This is a genomic window from Acinetobacter sp. ABJ_C4_1 (assembly GCF_044538495.1).
Lineage (GTDB): Bacteria > Pseudomonadota > Gammaproteobacteria > Pseudomonadales > Moraxellaceae > Acinetobacter > Acinetobacter nosocomialis_A.
In genome coordinates, this window is sequence record NZ_JBIUCQ010000006.1 from 30,967 (window position 1) to 46,833 (window position 15,867).

The 15,867-nt window shown below is 40.1% G+C and carries 17 protein-coding genes; 12 read left to right on the plus strand and 5 right to left on the minus strand.

Features of this window, described 5'->3' with window-relative positions; translation table 11 throughout:
• The first annotated feature begins 134 nt into the window (after nt 1–134).
• Nucleotides 135–1,142 (plus strand): acyltransferase family protein, encoded by a 1,008-nt coding sequence (locus ACIF8R_RS09345; protein WP_396480398.1) that lies wholly within the window; start codon nt 135–137, stop codon nt 1,140–1,142.
• Between the two features lie 20 nt (nt 1,143–1,162).
• Here ACIF8R_RS09345 and ACIF8R_RS09350 read toward each other — a convergent pair whose 3' ends face one another.
• Nucleotides 1,163–3,073, minus strand: coding sequence for an ATP-binding cassette domain-containing protein (locus ACIF8R_RS09350; protein WP_396480400.1), 1,911 nt, complete (start codon nt 3,071–3,073; stop codon nt 1,163–1,165).
• Between the two features lie 32 nt (nt 3,074–3,105).
• Here ACIF8R_RS09350 and ACIF8R_RS09355 point away from each other — a divergent pair, with 32 nt between their 5' ends.
• Complete coding sequence (locus ACIF8R_RS09355) at nt 3,106–3,351, plus strand: SlyX family protein (protein ID WP_002053395.1); 246 nt, start codon at nt 3,106–3,108, stop codon at nt 3,349–3,351.
• Between the two features lie 54 nt (nt 3,352–3,405).
• Here the strand turns inward: ACIF8R_RS09355 and ACIF8R_RS09360 are convergent, their stop codons facing one another.
• Nucleotides 3,406–4,413: a zinc-binding alcohol dehydrogenase family protein gene (locus tag ACIF8R_RS09360; RefSeq protein ID WP_396480402.1), complete on the minus strand. Its 1,008-nt coding sequence runs from the start codon at nt 4,411–4,413 to the stop codon at nt 3,406–3,408.
• Nucleotides 4,414–4,512: 99 nt separating this feature from the next.
• On the opposite strand from ACIF8R_RS09360, the gene ACIF8R_RS09365 reads away from it, so the two are divergent.
• The 10 genes from ACIF8R_RS09365 to ACIF8R_RS09410 all read left to right on the plus strand — a co-directional run bounded on the left by ACIF8R_RS09365 (nt 4,513) and on the right by ACIF8R_RS09410 (nt 13,465).
• Nucleotides 4,513–4,890: a winged helix-turn-helix transcriptional regulator gene (locus ACIF8R_RS09365; RefSeq protein ID WP_311087150.1), complete on the plus strand. Its 378-nt coding sequence runs from the start codon at nt 4,513–4,515 to the stop codon at nt 4,888–4,890.
• A gap of 147 nt (nt 4,891–5,037) precedes the next feature.
• Nucleotides 5,038–5,487, plus strand: coding sequence for a hypothetical protein (locus tag ACIF8R_RS09370; protein ID WP_002053270.1), 450 nt, complete (start codon nt 5,038–5,040; stop codon nt 5,485–5,487).
• Between the two features lie 35 nt (nt 5,488–5,522).
• Nucleotides 5,523–8,159, plus strand: a complete 2,637-nt coding sequence (gene topA, locus ACIF8R_RS09375; protein WP_396480403.1) for a type I DNA topoisomerase — start codon at nt 5,523–5,525, stop codon at nt 8,157–8,159.
• 86 nt (nt 8,160–8,245) lie between these two features.
• Nucleotides 8,246–9,004: a hypothetical protein gene (locus ACIF8R_RS09380; protein WP_396480405.1), complete on the plus strand. Its 759-nt coding sequence runs from the start codon at nt 8,246–8,248 to the stop codon at nt 9,002–9,004.
• A 137-nt stretch (nt 9,005–9,141) separates the two neighbouring features.
• Nucleotides 9,142–9,714, plus strand: coding sequence for an HdeD family acid-resistance protein (locus ACIF8R_RS09385; RefSeq protein WP_049066792.1), 573 nt, complete (start codon nt 9,142–9,144; stop codon nt 9,712–9,714).
• A 116-nt stretch (nt 9,715–9,830) separates the two neighbouring features.
• Complete coding sequence (locus ACIF8R_RS09390) at nt 9,831–11,810, plus strand: ATP-dependent helicase (RefSeq protein WP_396480407.1); 1,980 nt, start codon at nt 9,831–9,833, stop codon at nt 11,808–11,810.
• 73 nt (nt 11,811–11,883) lie between these two features.
• Nucleotides 11,884–12,123 (plus strand): RNA-binding protein, encoded by a 240-nt coding sequence (locus ACIF8R_RS09395; RefSeq protein WP_004698872.1) that lies wholly within the window; start codon nt 11,884–11,886, stop codon nt 12,121–12,123.
• Between the two features lie 7 nt (nt 12,124–12,130).
• The gene (locus ACIF8R_RS09400; protein ID WP_396480409.1) at nt 12,131–12,490 is read left to right on the plus strand and encodes an ASCH domain-containing protein; all 360 of its coding nucleotides are present in this window, start codon (nt 12,131–12,133) and stop codon (nt 12,488–12,490) included.
• A gap of 80 nt (nt 12,491–12,570) precedes the next feature.
• Nucleotides 12,571–13,074, plus strand: coding sequence for a DUF6586 family protein (locus tag ACIF8R_RS09405; protein WP_004710685.1), 504 nt, complete (start codon nt 12,571–12,573; stop codon nt 13,072–13,074).
• A 112-nt stretch (nt 13,075–13,186) separates the two neighbouring features.
• The gene (locus tag ACIF8R_RS09410) at nt 13,187–13,465 is read left to right on the plus strand and encodes a hypothetical protein (RefSeq protein ID WP_002053465.1); all 279 of its coding nucleotides are present in this window, start codon (nt 13,187–13,189) and stop codon (nt 13,463–13,465) included.
• A 36-nt stretch (nt 13,466–13,501) separates the two neighbouring features.
• On the opposite strand, the gene ACIF8R_RS09415 is transcribed toward ACIF8R_RS09410, so the two are convergent.
• From ACIF8R_RS09415 to rpmB, 3 genes are all read right to left on the minus strand, one after another.
• Nucleotides 13,502–15,211, minus strand: coding sequence for a cation:proton antiporter (locus ACIF8R_RS09415; protein ID WP_004698868.1), 1,710 nt, complete (start codon nt 15,209–15,211; stop codon nt 13,502–13,504).
• A 147-nt stretch (nt 15,212–15,358) separates the two neighbouring features.
• A complete protein-coding gene (rpmG, locus tag ACIF8R_RS09420; protein ID WP_001205031.1) occupies nt 15,359–15,514 on the minus strand; it encodes a 50S ribosomal protein L33 in 156 nt (51 codons plus the stop codon).
• A 12-nt stretch (nt 15,515–15,526) separates the two neighbouring features.
• Nucleotides 15,527–15,763 carry a 50S ribosomal protein L28 gene (gene rpmB / locus ACIF8R_RS09425; RefSeq protein ID WP_000048256.1) on the minus strand — a complete coding sequence of 79 codons (237 nt, stop codon included), beginning with the start codon at nt 15,761–15,763 and terminating at the stop codon, nt 15,527–15,529.
• Nucleotides 15,764–15,867 lie beyond the last annotated feature (104 nt).

Here is a 15,867-nt window from a genome sequence, read left to right on the forward strand (position 1 = left end):
ATCCTTAAATATTATTATACTGATAGGTATATCATAATTAATTTGTATACAGCGAAACTTTACTTATTGTCTTTTTGAATCAAAAAATAAGAATAATTCAGTATGATATGAATATCCTGATTTCATAGAAATTTATGAGAAATCTCCATATCGATGCTACAAAAGGCATCTTAATTTTTCTGGTTGTATTAGGTCATTACCTTGAAAGGTTAATTGGCTGGAACGAACCTCTAAATCAAGCAATTTTAGGGGGCATTTACTTTGTTCATATGCCAGCTTTTATTTTTATATCAGGCATGTTTTTTAAAGAAGAGAAAATCCTAGAAAAGGTAATTTACTTTTTATCGTTGTATTTGCCATTTCAATTTTTATTTCAATTGCTTGATGCCTTCTATAACGGAAGTTTATGGAATTGGTCGTTTCATTTGGTATGGTTTGCTAAGCCTTATTGGGTGCTATGGTATTTATTTGGTATGGTGGCTTGGACGGTTCTCGCTTTTTTCCTAAAAAAGACGACATATCCAGTTCTGTTTTCAATCGTTTTAGCTTTACTTATTGGATGCTCACCCATCAATAATTACAGCTATTCGATTGGTCGAATTTTCGTATTTCTACCTTTTTTTATGGTGGGGGCGATCTATGGTAAAACCATTTTCCAGTATATTCCGCAGTTGCCTTATGCAAAGTTATTTGCCGTTATTACATTATTCATCATTACTGCTGTAGCAGCTATAAGTCATTATAGTTATTACTGGTTATTTGGCAGTTTGTCATATTTTCAACTCCATGTAGATCTATGGCAGGGAATACTGATTCGCAGTGTAATTATGTTGCTATCGGCTATGGGTGTTTTGAGCTTATTTGTACTCACTCAAAAATTTAAACGACCTTGGATCGGTTTAGGTCAAAAAACGCTACCAGTTTATATATTGCATGGTTTTGTAATTATTGTTTTGACTCATCAATTAAGTTTTAAATATTCGGTAGAGATTAACATTTTCATTAGTCTTGTTTTGGCTATCCTGACTTGTATGGTTTTGCAGTTACAGATATTTGAACGTTTAATTCGCTTCATCTCTTTATTCGTTTATAAACCTTTTATGACATTACTAGAAATTCTAAATCCAAAAAAAGGGCTTTAATTAAAGCCCTTTTTTATTGATTAACTGCCTTTACTCATTTGCTCAAGTTCATCCCAACGTTCTAATTTTTCAAGCAGTAATTCTTCAATTTCTGCGAGACGTTGGCTTGCTTGAGTCGCAGCATCTGCATCGGACACAAACCACGAACCATTTGCAAGTTTGTCAGAAAGCTCGGCTTGTTCAACTTCCAATTTCTCGATTTCAGCAGGAAGTTGCTCAAGTTCACGCTGGTCTTTATAGCTCAATTTCACCTTTTTCACGGTACTTTGAGCCGCAGCTTTTTCCGCTTCAGCTTTTGCTTGAGCTTTCTTAACGTCAGATTTCTGATCTACTACTTTGTCATCTGGACGTTGTAGTAAGTAATCTTGGTAACCACCAATGTATTCTGCAATATTGCCTTTGCCATCAAATACCCAAGTAGAAGTGACAACGTTATCCATAAATGCACGGTCATGCGAAATAAGTAATAGCGTGCCTTTATATTCAGAAAGCATCTCTTCAAGTAGCTCAAGAGTCACCATATCCAAGTCATTGGTTGGTTCGTCCATCACAATCAGGTTCGATGGTTTAAGCAATAATTTAGCAAGCAAAATACGGTTACGCTCACCACCCGAAAGGGCTTTTACTGGTGTACGTGCGCGTTCAGGTGAGAACAAGAAATCTTGTAAATAGCTGTAGATATGACGACGGTTGCCATTTACATCTACAAAGTCAGAGCCTTCTGAAACGTTTGCCATGACTGTTTTTTCAAGATCTAAGGCATTACGTAATTGATCAAAATAAGCAACTTCTAATTGAGTACCTGTCTTAACAGAACCGCCATGTTCGATTTCACCTAGAATGGCTTTAATTAACGTAGTTTTACCAACACCGTTATCACCTACTAGGCCAATACGATCACCACGCATGACAAGCGTCGAGAAGTCTTTGATGAGTGGTTTACCATCATAAGATACGCTTAAGTGCTCAATATCAAATACTAATTTACCAGAGCGATTTGCTTCTTGAGTCGCCATACTCACTTTGCCTTGTTGTGAACGGCGAGCTTTCGATTCTTCACGTAAAGCTTTTAATGCACGAACACGACCTTCGTTACGTGTACGACGTGCTTTAATGCCTTGACGAATCCAAGCCTCTTCTTCAGCTAATTTTTTATCAAATAAAGCATTTTGTTTCTCTTCTGCTTCCATTTGCTGAGCTTTTAGCTCTAAATAGCGTGAATAGTTACCTTCGTAACCACGTAGGATGCCGCGGTCAAGTTCAACAATTCGAGTCGCAATGCTATCTACAAAAGAGCGGTCATGCGAAATAAATAGAAGTGTTAAATTATTTTGATCGAGTAGGAATTTTTCTAGCCACTCAATACTTTCAACATCTAAATGGTTGGTCGGTTCGTCTAGAAGGAGTACGTCTGGCTGCGTTAAAAGAGCACGAGCGAGTAAAACACGGCGTTTACGTCCACCAGATAAGTCTGCCAAATCTGCATTTGGGTCGAGTCCCATTTTACTTAATAGGGCATTCACCTTGTTTTCAAGCGCCCAACCATCTAGTTGGTCTAGCTTGTGCTGAAGGTTACCCATACGGTCACATGCTTCCATGTCTCCTAGCATACAAGCATCGGTTGCTTCATGATAAGCTCTGAGTACTTCAGCAGCTTCTCCTGCGCCGTCTGCCACAATGTCAGCAACTTTGCCAGAGTCCATTGGAACGTCTTGGGCTAACATAGAAACCGTTAAACCATTTTGAATAGAAACTTCACCAGAATCTGGTAATAAGCTTCCCTCGATGAGTTTAAGTAAAGTAGACTTACCTTCACCATTACGCCCAATTAAACAGACTCGTTCGCCACGTTCTAGATTAAAGTTCGCGCCATCGAGCAGGGCAGGTCCGCCAAAAGCAAGTTGGACATCCCTTAGGGTAATATAGGCCATAATGTTTTCCAGAATCTCAAATGAGGATTTAAATGACTAAACCACCATATCATGATGATCAAGCGTCATTTTCCGCACCCATTGAAGATTTGCAAGTGCGAATTACATTTTTGGATGATTTAGTTGAACAATTAAATCAACAACTCGCTATTCAAACTCAGGAAATAGCTGATTTGAAAAAACAAATGCAATTACTTTATCAACGTGTGGAATCTTCGGATTTATCAGAAGGCATTGCACCTTTTGATCCATTAACGAATAAACCCCCGCACTATTAATAAAAAGGCAAGTTTAGTACTTGCCTTTTTATTTGAAAATATTTTCAATTTTATTTAAAAGCTATGTAAGACAATCTTACCTTTTGTTGTACCACTCTCAATTTGCTGATGAACCTGTTTTAAGTTTTCTGCATTAATTGGACTTAAAACTTCAGTCACTGTCGTTTTGATTTTCCCTTCATCAACCAGCTTGCTGACTTCATTTAATAGTTCACTTTGTTTTTGCATATCTGCAGTTTGGAACATTGAACGCGTAAACATAAACTCCCAATGCACCGATACAGACTTCGATTTAAACGGTTTAATATCTAACTGTTCAGGGTCATCAATTAAACCAAAATGTCCTTGTGGTGCAATCAACTCTACAATATCTGCTAAATGCTGATCTGTTTGAGTAGTTGAGAATACATATAAAGGTGCATTTAAGCCTAATTGCTTGATTTGTGGGGCTAAAGGCTCGCGATGATCTAATACATAGTCGGCACCTAGTTGTTCTACCCATTCTTTTGTTTCAGGGCGCGAAGCTGTAGCAATAATCGTGAGGTTAGTTAATTGCTTAAGAAGCTGAATGGTAATTGAACCTACACCGCCAGCCCCACCAATCACTAAAATAGTCGTATGAGCTGGTGCATTTTTTGGAACTTGCAGACGATCAAATAACATCTCCCAAGCCGTGATTGCAGTTAAAGGAAGAGCGGCCGCTTCAGTTGCTTCTAAAGTTTTCGGTTTAAGCCCCACAATACGGTCATCAACCAATTGCAATTCACTATTACTGCCTTGGCGATTTAAAGCGCCTGCATACCAGACCACATCACCTATTTTAAATTGAGTGACTTTATCTCCAGTCGCTTCAACCACACCTACAGCATCCCAGCCAAGCACTTTCCAGCCAGATTCAGCACTTACATTTTTACGTATTTTGGTATCGACTGGATTGACCGAGATAGCCTGTACGCGAACAAGCAAATCATGACCCTTTGCAACGGGAGTGTCGAGTTCAATATCTACGAGTGCCTCTGGCGATGTAATAGGCCCTGCTTTTTGATATGCCACAGCTTTCATAATCGTTATTCCTCTTGTTGAGAGTTTGATCATAACGTAAGCTTAAAAATAGTGACTACAGACAAATAACGCTCATAGTGTCAAAAAGGATACTGTAAAATGGCAAAAGCTCGACATTCAAGTTTTGACTGCTCACCAGGTTGTTCAGTTGAAGCCGCAATCAGTTTGATTGATGGTAAATGGAAATGTGTCATTCTTTGGCATTTATTAAATGAAGGAACCTTACGATTCAATGAAATTCGTAAACGAGTTCCAAGCATTACGCAAAGAATGCTCACCAATCAGCTTCGTGAGTTAGAACAAGATGGCATTATTCACCGAGAGGTTTATCCTCAAGTTCCCCCTAAAGTGGAATATAGTCTGACTGATTTGGGGCGCGGGCTGGAGCAGATTCTTCTTGCTCTAAAAACGTGGGGAGATGCACATCTGGATCGGTTTGGTAAGTTATGTACTCTTGAAACTGAAAAGAGCGCCTAAATATTGTGCCTAGATTGCTAAGAATATCTATGAGGAAATGTTGTAGTTTTTAACCTCGTCGGTTAATTGGACATTATTTTTATGATGTAACTTGCGTTTTCTGGTCAGCTTATGCAACTCTAATAAAAGAGATTAATAGGTTTTGCTATGGACAATATCGGAATTTGGGTTACCGTTATCATTGTTCTTTTCGTGCTAGGCTCCATTTTTGGTTTAAGAGTGAGTCCACGTGAAAAGGCACTCGGTATTATGCGAGACAAAGCCCGCAAAATGGGGCTACATCCACGCATAATTGCCGCACCTGAATGGACACATGTCCCGATGGCAACTGAAAAGCGTGCCAGCATGGTTGCTTATTATAGTGTATTGATCCCCGATGCTCGTTTAACGCTCATGCGTGCTCGTGTTATAGACGGAAAATTAAAAGTAGTGCAGGGTGATGAGAAATTTAATGATTCTCCCATTGCATTAAAAGGGATTTATGCTATTGATATGCAGGCAAACTGTGTAGGCCTTTATTGGGATGAGGAATCGGACCTAAAAGCCACGCAATTAGATGAGATGAAGGCTTATCTGTTGGCCTTGGCTGAAGCCTGATTTTTAAATTTATTGGTATAGGAATAACATTTTATATGGCGAATACCTCGCGCTCTGCATCTCAAAGCACAGCATCTACTGCCTCTGCTGCACATAAACGTGCCTTAGTGATTGTGGAGTCGCCTGCCAAAGCGAAAACCATCAACAAATATTTAGGTTCGCAGTACATTGTTAAGTCTTCTGTGGGGCACGTACGTGACTTGCCAACAGGTGGCAGCAAATCAACAGAGAAAAAGCCGGCTGCCCGGACAAAACTCACTGAAGCTGAAAAAGAACAAAAAGCCCAATCTGCGCTGATTAATCGTATGGGTGTCGATCCGGAACATGACTGGAAGGCACACTATGAAGTTCTACCTGGCAAAGAAAATGTTGTTGCTGAACTCAAGAAACTTGCAAAAGATGCAGATGCAATCTATCTCGCAACGGACTTGGATAGAGAAGGGGAAGCAATCGCTTGGCACTTACGCGAAGTGATTGGTGGTGACGATAGTCGTTATCATCGTGTGGTATTTAACGAAATTACTAAAAATGCCATTCAAGAAGCATTTAAACAGCCAACTCGCCTAGACTTAAACCGTGTTAATGCACAGCAGGCGCGTCGTTTCTTAGACCGCGTTGTGGGTTTCATGGTTTCGCCATTACTTTGGGAAAAGATTGCCCGTGGTTTGTCGGCAGGTCGTGTACAGTCTGTAGCTGTAAAGCTTGTTGTTGAACGTGAACGTGAAATTCGTGCTTTTATTCCAGAAGAATACTGGCAAGTTTTTGCAGATACGCAAGCCAAAAAAGATGACATCCGTCTTGAAGCAGTTCGACAAGCAGGTAAGACGCTTAAACTGAAAAATAAAGCTGAAACTGATGCTTTATTAGAAGTTTTAAAGAACGCAGAATATAAAGTTGCACAGCGTGAAGATAAGCCGACTAAGGTGAATCCGAGCGCACCATATATCACTTCGACTTTACAACAAGCTGCAAGTACACGCTTAGGTTTCTCTGTGAAGAAAACCATGATGCTGGCGCAGCGTTTGTATGAAGCTGGTTTTATTACCTATATGCGTACGGACTCAACATTCTTGAGTGATGACGCTGTAAATATGGTTCGTGCTCATATTGAAAGCCAGTTTGGTGAGAAATACTTACCAGCTAAGCCAAACCGCTATGGTAACAAAGCGGGTGCTCAAGAAGCCCATGAAGCAATTCGTCCATCAAATGTTGCACTTACAGGTGACCAGCTTGCAGGTGTAGAGCGTGATGCTCAGCGGTTGTATGATTTGATTTGGCGTCAATTTGTTGCTTGTCAAATGACACCAGCAGAATACCTATCTTCAACTTTAACTGTTGAAGCTGGCAATGTTGAATTAAAGGCAAAAGGTCGTACGCTTGTATTTGATGGCTTTACAAAAGTTCGTGGTGCTAACAAATCTGACGACGATATTATTTTACCTGCAATTAAAGTAGGTGAAATTTTAAAATTAGAGAAGCTGGACCCAAGTCAGCACTTTACCAAGCCACCAGCTCGTTTTACTGAAGCATCTTTAGTAAAAGAACTTGAAAAGCGCGGTATTGGCCGTCCGTCAACTTATGCTGCCATTATTTCTACGATTCAAGAACGTGGTTATGTCAAATTAGAAAATCGCCGTCTCTTTGCAGAGAAAATGGGCGAGATTGTGACAGACCGCCTTGATGAAAGTTTTAATAACCTGATGAATTATGCCTTTACAGCAGATTTAGAAGGTCAGCTTGACCGTGTAGCAATGGGTGAGCGTAACTGGAAAGAATTACTAGATACATTCTATGGTGATTTCAAAAAGCGTTTGACCAATGCTCAAGGCGAGCAAGGTATGCGCCGTAACCAGCCAGTTGAAGTACCAGCAGTACATTGTCCTGAATGTTCACGTCCAATGCAAATTCGTACGGGTACAACCGGCGTATTCTTAGGATGTTCAGGCTATAACTTGCCACCTAAGGAACGTTGTAAAGGAACCTTGAACTTAACGCCAGTTGAGTCTTTAGCAGCGTTATCTGATGATGATGGAGCTGAAACGGCTGACTTGATGTCAAAACATCGTTGTCCTAAATGTGGTACAGCAATGGACAGCTACGTCATTGATGGTGGTCGCAAACTACATGTTTGTGGTAACAACCCAGACTGCGATGGCTATGAGCTTGAAGAAGGTGAGTTCAAGATTAAGGGTTATGATGGCCCAACTATTCCATGTGATAAATGCGACGGCGAAATGCAGCTTAAAACTGGTCGCTTTGGTCCGTATTTCGCTTGTACAAGCTGTGACAATACTCGTAAAGTCTTGAAGAGTGGTCAACCTGCGCCTCCGCGTGTAGAACCAATCAAGATGGAACATTTGCGCTCAACGAAGCATGATGACTATTTCGTGTTGCGTGATGGCGCGGCTGGTCTGTTCTTGGCTGCAAGTAAGTTTCCGAAAATTCGTGAAACACGTGCACCAAAAGTTGCTGAGCTTCGTAGCGTGGCTGACCAACTTGATCCAAAATACCAGTTTATTTTACAAGCTCCAGATGTAGACCCTGAAGGTAATCCAACTATTGTGAAGTTTAGTCGTAAGAACCAATCACAATATGTGGGATCTGAAACACCAGAAGGTAAACAAACTAAATGGAGCCTAATTTTCCAAGATGGTAAATGGATTGAAGGCTAAATAAGACAGATAAAAAATGCTAGCTCAGCTAGCATTTTTTATATCAACAACAATAAAAGAAAATTTAATTTTTATGGGGAACAAGAATGTGGAAAAACATTCGGATTTTGTGTTTATTGATTATTTTATTAATCGTTGCAGTTCAGGCATGGCGTGACCAGAACCAAGATTGGAATCAGCCTGTTATCGTGGTATTGCATCCAGTAAATGCGGATGGCTTACAAACTACACAAGCTTATATTCATCAGCTACAAAACGCTGATTTCCAAACACTCAAAAGCTATTTAAGTGAATGGTCACAGCATTATCGTGGACAATCAAGTAACTTTGAAATTCGTTTAGGTCAAGAACTACAGCAAAGACCACCTGTAGTTCCGCAAAATGCCAATATTTTGAATATAATTTGGTGGAGTTTAAAATTTCGTTTTTATGCGTGGCGACAACAACAGTCTGAAGATAGCGGAGCATCACTCAAACTTTATTTAAATTATTATGATCCAAGTTATCAAAAAGTTTTGGTGCATTCGACTGCTTTAGAAAAAGGCCGTATTGGTAGCGTTAATTTGTTTGCGACCAAAACACAAGCTTCACAAAATCAGGTCGTTCTTGTCCATGAGCTATTACATGGCTTTGGCGCAAAAGATAAATATGATTTAACAACAGGCCAGCCGATCTATCCATTAGGTTATGCAGAACCTGAAAAAGTGCCTCTTTACCCACAAAAGTTAGCAGAAATCATGGGTGGCCGAACAGCATTGTCTGAGCAGACCAATAAAATGCCGAGTGATTTACAAGAAACAGTCATAGGTTTACCAACAGCTCAAGAAATTGGTTGGTTGAAATAAAATTGTGGATAAATACTGTTTTATCCACATCAATTGTTAATAAACGATGCACATCTTATACAGACAATAAATGTGAAGTACATCACTATAATGACATTATATATACTTCCTAATACCTGATAATAAGAGTAGCCATGATGAAAACTGTAGGTAATGATTTAGTTCGTAATCAGCTACATGCTGATCGTAAATGGTATCTAATATTAGGCTTCGTGCTCATTATTTTCGGTTTAGTCTTATTTAGCTCATTACCATTTGCAACATTTTCGGTTGTTTTCTTATTCGGTATTTTGATGATGATAGGTGGTGTTCTGCATTTGATTGCTGCCTTAAGTGTATTTAAAGGTGGTAGCCGATGGCTATGGGCGCTTTTTGGAGTGCTGTATTTAATGGCTGGCTATTACGCATTTTCTACACCTGTGACTACAGCTGTGGTTTTAACTAGCCTGTTATCGATTGCACTGATTATTGCTGGGGTAATCCGCACCATAAATGCATTTTTATTAAGACCAATTGCAGGGTGGGGCTGGACCTTATTTTCAGGGTTATTAACCCTCGCTACAGGTATTTTAATTTTAGTTTCTAAGGACTCACCGTTTTGGGTGTTAGGAATGTTTTTGGCAGTAGATATTTTATTTCAGGGCATTAACTTTTTAGGACTTGCTTCTGCAATTAAACATTTACCTTCTAGCTCAAAAACAGTTTCTTAAATTAAATAGCGAATAAAAGGGCACTTAAGGTGTCCTTTTTTGTTTTTAGTGAGCGAAGGTCCATCTCGTGACATGGGTCTGTTAAACTAGGCCTTGGTGTTTTAGCGATGTGTGTTATGAGTCTTGCAAAGTTAATTAATGAATTAAATGCTCAGCAAAAAAAGGCAGCAACGACTACGGCTCAAAACTGTCTGGTTTTGGCTGGAGCGGGCTGTGGCAAGACTAAAACCATTGTTGCTCGCGCAGCTTATTTAATTGATCAGGGATTACCTGCAAATCAAATCCAGATTTTAACCTTCACGCGCCGTGCTGCGAGTGAAATTGTGGCAAGGGTCGAACAGCATGTTGGGGCACAAGCCAAAGGTCTGCGAGCATCAACCTTTCATACCTTTTGCATGTACTTGCTACGCCGTAATCCACAAGCATTTGGTTTAACCCAATTTAGTATTATTGATCGAGATGATCAGTTACTCATGTTTCGCTTATTGAGAGGCAAAGACAAAGATAACGTTTTGCCTAAAGCAGCAGAGCTGTGTGATTTGTATTCTTATGCCCGCAATACGCAATCTAAGCTTTCTGAGGCATTACTCAAGCAATTACCTGAAGCGTATGAGTACAAGGCACAAATTGCGGAGCTAATGAAAACTTATGAGCAACGTAAAAGAGAGCGTAACTTTTTAGACTATGACGATATTTTGTCGATTGTCGCTGTTCATTTGCAAAATTCCGAACCACTAACAGATTGGGTTGCTGGTTTCTGCCAAGCTTTATTGGTCGATGAAATGCAAGATACCAACCCTTTACAGTGGGCACTCTTACAGCCCTTGATTGGCAAGGTGAAATTATTTTGTGTAGGAGATGATGCCCAGTCAATTTACGGTTTCCGTGGTGCTGATTTCGAAAATATTCATTCTTTTAAAGAACGTATTCCTGACGCGGTTATTCATACCTTAGATTTAAATTACCGCTCGACTCAAGAAATATTAGATTTATCAAATTGGTTATTGGCGCATAGTCCAATCGATTATGAAAAACAGCTACAGGCACATCGTGGCAAAGGGCAAAAGCCACAACTGCATTTGTTTGGTAATGAATTTGAAGAAGCCAACTGGATTGCACAAGATTTAATAGAGCGACATCAGCAGGGCGCAAATTGGTACGACCATATGGTGTTGGTTCGTTCTGGCTACAGCGCTCGCTATTTGGAAGGGGCATTTATTGCTGCTGAAATTCCGTATCGTTTTATTGGTGGCGTAAAGTTACTGGAATCCGCACATGTAAAGGATGTGCTCAGTCTATTACGTATTGTGAGTAACCCACAGGATGACTTGGCGTGGATGCGCTTTTTAACCTTATGGGATGGCATTGGTGACGTTGGGGCTAGTAAGTTAGCACAAGAGTTAATGGGCATTGGTGAGGTTGAAGAGCGTTGTCAGCGTTTGGAGCGTCATGGAAAAGTTCCTTTACAGGCTATTTTGATTTTGAAGCAGCTTGATGTGTTACAGCAGCATGTTGAAGCAAGTATTGGTTTGGCACTCGATGCCCTAAGTGAACAGTTAGAGCAAAACTATAAAACTAAAGACTGGTCACGTCGCGCTAGAGATTTTGATCTAGTTAAACAACTGGCGCGTAAGCATGCCTCGCTTGGTGAGTTTCTTGAAGAATATGTGCTTGAACCTATTTCAGTCTCTGAAATTGAAAAAGCGGGTGATGATGATTTAGTGACCTTAATTACAATTCATTCGGCTAAAGGTGCAGAGCAAAAAGTATGTTATGTACCGCATGTATCTCCAAATCAATATCCTTATGCAAGGGCACAGGGAGATTTTGATGATGTCGAAGAAGAGCGCCGCGTATTGTATGTTGCATTAACACGTGCGGAAAATGAATTGATTTTGACGAAGCAAAATCTTAATACATGGTCACAAGACACGTATGATGAACAAGGCCGTAAAATCGAAAGTTATTTCTTAAATGATCTACCCACGCATTTAGTTCAGGCAAAAATTCATCGTCAAGTTCCACAGCCATTTGCCAAAAAACAATGGAACACTTCACGAACAGTAAACTTAGGTTTTGGTATCGATCTCGACTAAACTACTGTATAAGACACTGTAAATACTCAAATGTATATTGACCTTTATTTTGAAGGCCAATGAAGGTTGGAAAATGAAAATATTAGTTCGTAATTTAGATCGTTTAGTGACTGAAGCTGAAGTTTTAGAGCTGTTTAAGGCTTATGGTAAAGTTGAGTCTTGCGTCGTTGTAACCGATAAAGAGACAGGTAAATCAAAAGGTTTTGGCTTTGTCGAAATGCCGAATCCACGTGAAGCGATCAAAGCCATTAAAGGCTTAAATACACTTAAAGTAAAAGGTTACGGAATTCGCGTTAAAGCCGCTGAAGAGTAATGCTTTTATGCAACAATTTTTAGCTCTTTCTGTGGTTGCTCCAAATGGGACCCGTATAGCCCAAGGTGTAAAGACACTAGAAGTTCGTTCATGGGTGCCTACAGAGTTGCCTCTTAAAGATCTATTAATTGTTGAAAACCAGAATTTTTTAATCAATGATAGTGATGAAGAAGAGGAAATAGCTGTCGCTTTGGCCGATGTTGTCTCTATTCATGTTTGGCAAAATGATGAGATTGAACCTGCCTGTGCTACTGGTTGGAGTGAAGGATATTTCGCTTGGGTTCTAAGTAATGTGCGTCCATTGAAGCAGAAGTTGAAAGTGCAGGCTAAACGAAAAATTTATCAAGTCGCTTTGGATTTTCCATAAATAACGTTGATTTTATCAATGGAGTCGTTAAGCTAAGAATAGCCATATTGATGGCAATTTTAGAACAGGAAAGTTTAGTTATGTCACGTGTTGCTCGTTATCATGCCGATCGTACCAATCAAAAGCTCTATTTTGCACGCTTAGCGTGTCAACAAGCAGAGCAAACTGATCATGTACAACAGGTGCAAGCGTATCGTGAAACAGCTGTCTTTCACTTGCATGGTGCGATGCTGGCATTTTTGCAAGAACTGGTACGTTACTACCGTTTAAACGATTCACAGCCGACATTAAAATCGATTGAAGAACATATGGCGGCAAAAGGACAGGTTTCTCCTGAAGTTTCTGTTTTGCAGCAATTGGCAAAAGATGGTTTTGTTGCAGAGTTAAAGCGTGCTTACCGCATGTGCCAATATGCACCGGAACCTACTGAACCGACACCGGAAGAAGAAACTTCTTCTAATTTGATCATTAAAGTGACTCAGGGGCCACAATCATGGTTACCTGATGTGAAAATTTTGCGTGAATGGCATAGAGAGTTAAGTCATTTAATTGATGGTTTTCGTAACGAAATGGTCGAGTTCTAAAATTAAACTGTCTGAGCGCTTGAAATTTAATCCCAGTGCGCCTATATAAATAAGACGAGAGATGCAAAGTGCAAGGGTGCTTTGCCACCATGTTGAAACATGGAGGAAGTATATGTCTATACAGCAATTGAAAGAGTTATTTGGAAATCAAGAAGCAGTGTTGGAGTTAGTCCAACTCGAAGGTGGTGAGCTCGCCTTGCGTAATGCTGGTTCTGAAAAAGAGCCTTTGGTTAAAATTCAATTTAGTGATGAACTAAAAGAGATATTAGGCGAGCAAACGCCTATCGTTGCCCAGCATATGATTCAAGCTGCTTTATTTGGACTGCTAGAGAAGCAGGTTAATGAATGGCAGGCTGAAGTTGTAGATGAGCAGCCTAAATTCCTAAGTTAAAAAAAGCGTACTCTTGAGTACGCTTTTTTGTATGCGTTAATGATGTGTTGACTGATGCGCAAGCTCGATTTGATTTAAAATATGATGGCTCATATTCTTCGCCATTTCTTCTTTTGCATAGAAGACTTCGCCAATATTTTCATCTCGAATAACGGCAGCTTCTTCTTTACTTTCTGCACAAATTAAAACCTGAATTTGAGGGTTTAATTGTTTGGCAATATCCACAATCCGGTGGATATCTAAAATATCCATAGGGGAAATCACCAAAAGACGTGCATGCATGATATGGGCCTGAATGAGAACGCCGGGTTCAGTTGCTACACCACTTACGGCAGCAATATTCGCTTGACGTAACTTTTCTACAATTTCACGATTTTCTTCTGCAATCACGACTTTAATATTCTGATTAATTAAATTTTCAGTAATACGTCGTCCAACGCCACCATATCCTACAATTACCACTTGATCGCGTAGATAAGCCTGATCGACTTCATCTGGCAACATAGCGAGTGGGTCACCACTACGTTCAAGAAGTCGTGCCAAATGAGAGCGTTCACGAATCCAGCGTTGTACAGGTTCAACTGCCGAGAAAACAAAAGAGTTAAGCGTAATAGAGAATAAAGCACCCGCTAAAATTAGGTTTTGCGCTTCTAGGGTTAATAGACCTAAAGAAACTCCCAGTGTAGCCAAAATAAATGAAAACTCACCAATTTGTGCAAGGCTGGCCCCGACAGTCAAAGCAGTATTAATTGGATAGCGGAAGAATAAAACCAAGGCCATTGCAGCAAGTGTTTTACCTACCATAATAATCGCGATAACTGCCAAAATATGCAGTGGACGCTCGATAAGAATATGTGGATCAAACAACATTCCTACCGAAACGAAAAATAAAATTGAGAAAATTTCACGTAGGGGAAGAGTCTCTTCTTCTGCACGGTGGCTAAAGTCTGATTCTTTTACGACCATCCCCGCAAAGAAGGCCCCTAAGGCCATTGAAACGCCAAAGATAGCATAAGAGCCATAGGCGATTGAAACAGCTGCTGCTACAACGGTCAGCGTAAATAGCTCTCTTGAACCTAAACGCGCAACAAACTGCATTATGATAGGAACAACACGCTTACCCACAATAAGCATAAAGGCAATAAAGCCGATCACCTTTAATAGGGTGATTCCAAGCGTTAGCCAGATGTTTCCTTCTGCGCCCGCCGGTGCTTTTCCACCGAGTAAAACTGCTGTAGCTGGAAGAAGTACTAAAACAAGTACCATCACTAAATCTTCAACTAACAGCCAACCTACCGCAATTTTTCCGTTTACAGAGTCTAAAAGACCACGGTCTCCTAAAGCTTTTAATAATACAACGGTACTCGCACACGATAAGCTTAAGCCAAAAACCAGTGCTGAACCAAAGCTCCAGCCCCATAACATTGAAACGCCAACGCCAAGTAAGGTGGCAACCGCAATTTGTAAAATCGCACCAGGTAAGGCAATACGTCGAACTTGTAAAAGATCATTTAATGAAAAATGCATCCCAACGCCAAACATGAGGAACATTACACCGAGTTCAGCAAGTTGGTTGGCAAGATGAATATCTGCTTCTATGCCAGGGGTATTGGGACTAATAATAATTCCGGCAATTAAGTAGCCGATAAGAGGGGGAAGTCGTAGTCGGGCAGCAATATAGCCAAAAAAGAGGGCAACGCCGAAACCAACAGCAAGTAAAATAATTAAATCTACGTCATGCGGCACTAAAAACTCCTTTTACGTGAGTTAGGCTAAAGACAAGCATAAAAAATGCCAAGGCGGAATATGTAGAAAGTTTAACAAAAAGGCGGGTATAAAAAAAATGCAAAAAAAAACGACTTCTTAAAGAAGTCGTTTTTTTCGAGGCTAAAATTATTTGATTTTAGCTTCTTTGAAAATCACGTGTTGACGGATTTTTGGATCAAATTTTTTGATTTCCATTTTTTCCGGCATAGTACGTTTGTTTTTAGTCGTGGTATAGAAATAACCTGTACCAGCTGAAGAAACGAGACGAATCTTATCACGCATTGCTCAGACTCCTTAGATCTTTTGACCTTGAGCACGAAGGTCTGCAACAACCTTTTCGATACCCAATTTGTCAATAATACGCATACCTTTAGTGGTTAAACGAAGACGTACAAAACGTTTTTCGCTTTCTAACCAGAAACGGTGGTGGTGCAGGTTCGGCTCGAACCGGCGCTTGGTTTTGTTGTTGGCGTGTGAGACGTTGTTACCAACGACTGGACGCTTGCCGGTAACTTGGCAAACCTTAGACATGGTGTAACTCCATTGATTTAGCCAACAGCAAATCTGTGGCCAGTCATACTAAATGTAAACGGATGAATTCATTCAAGGGGCGTTTTATACCAAAAATACGATTA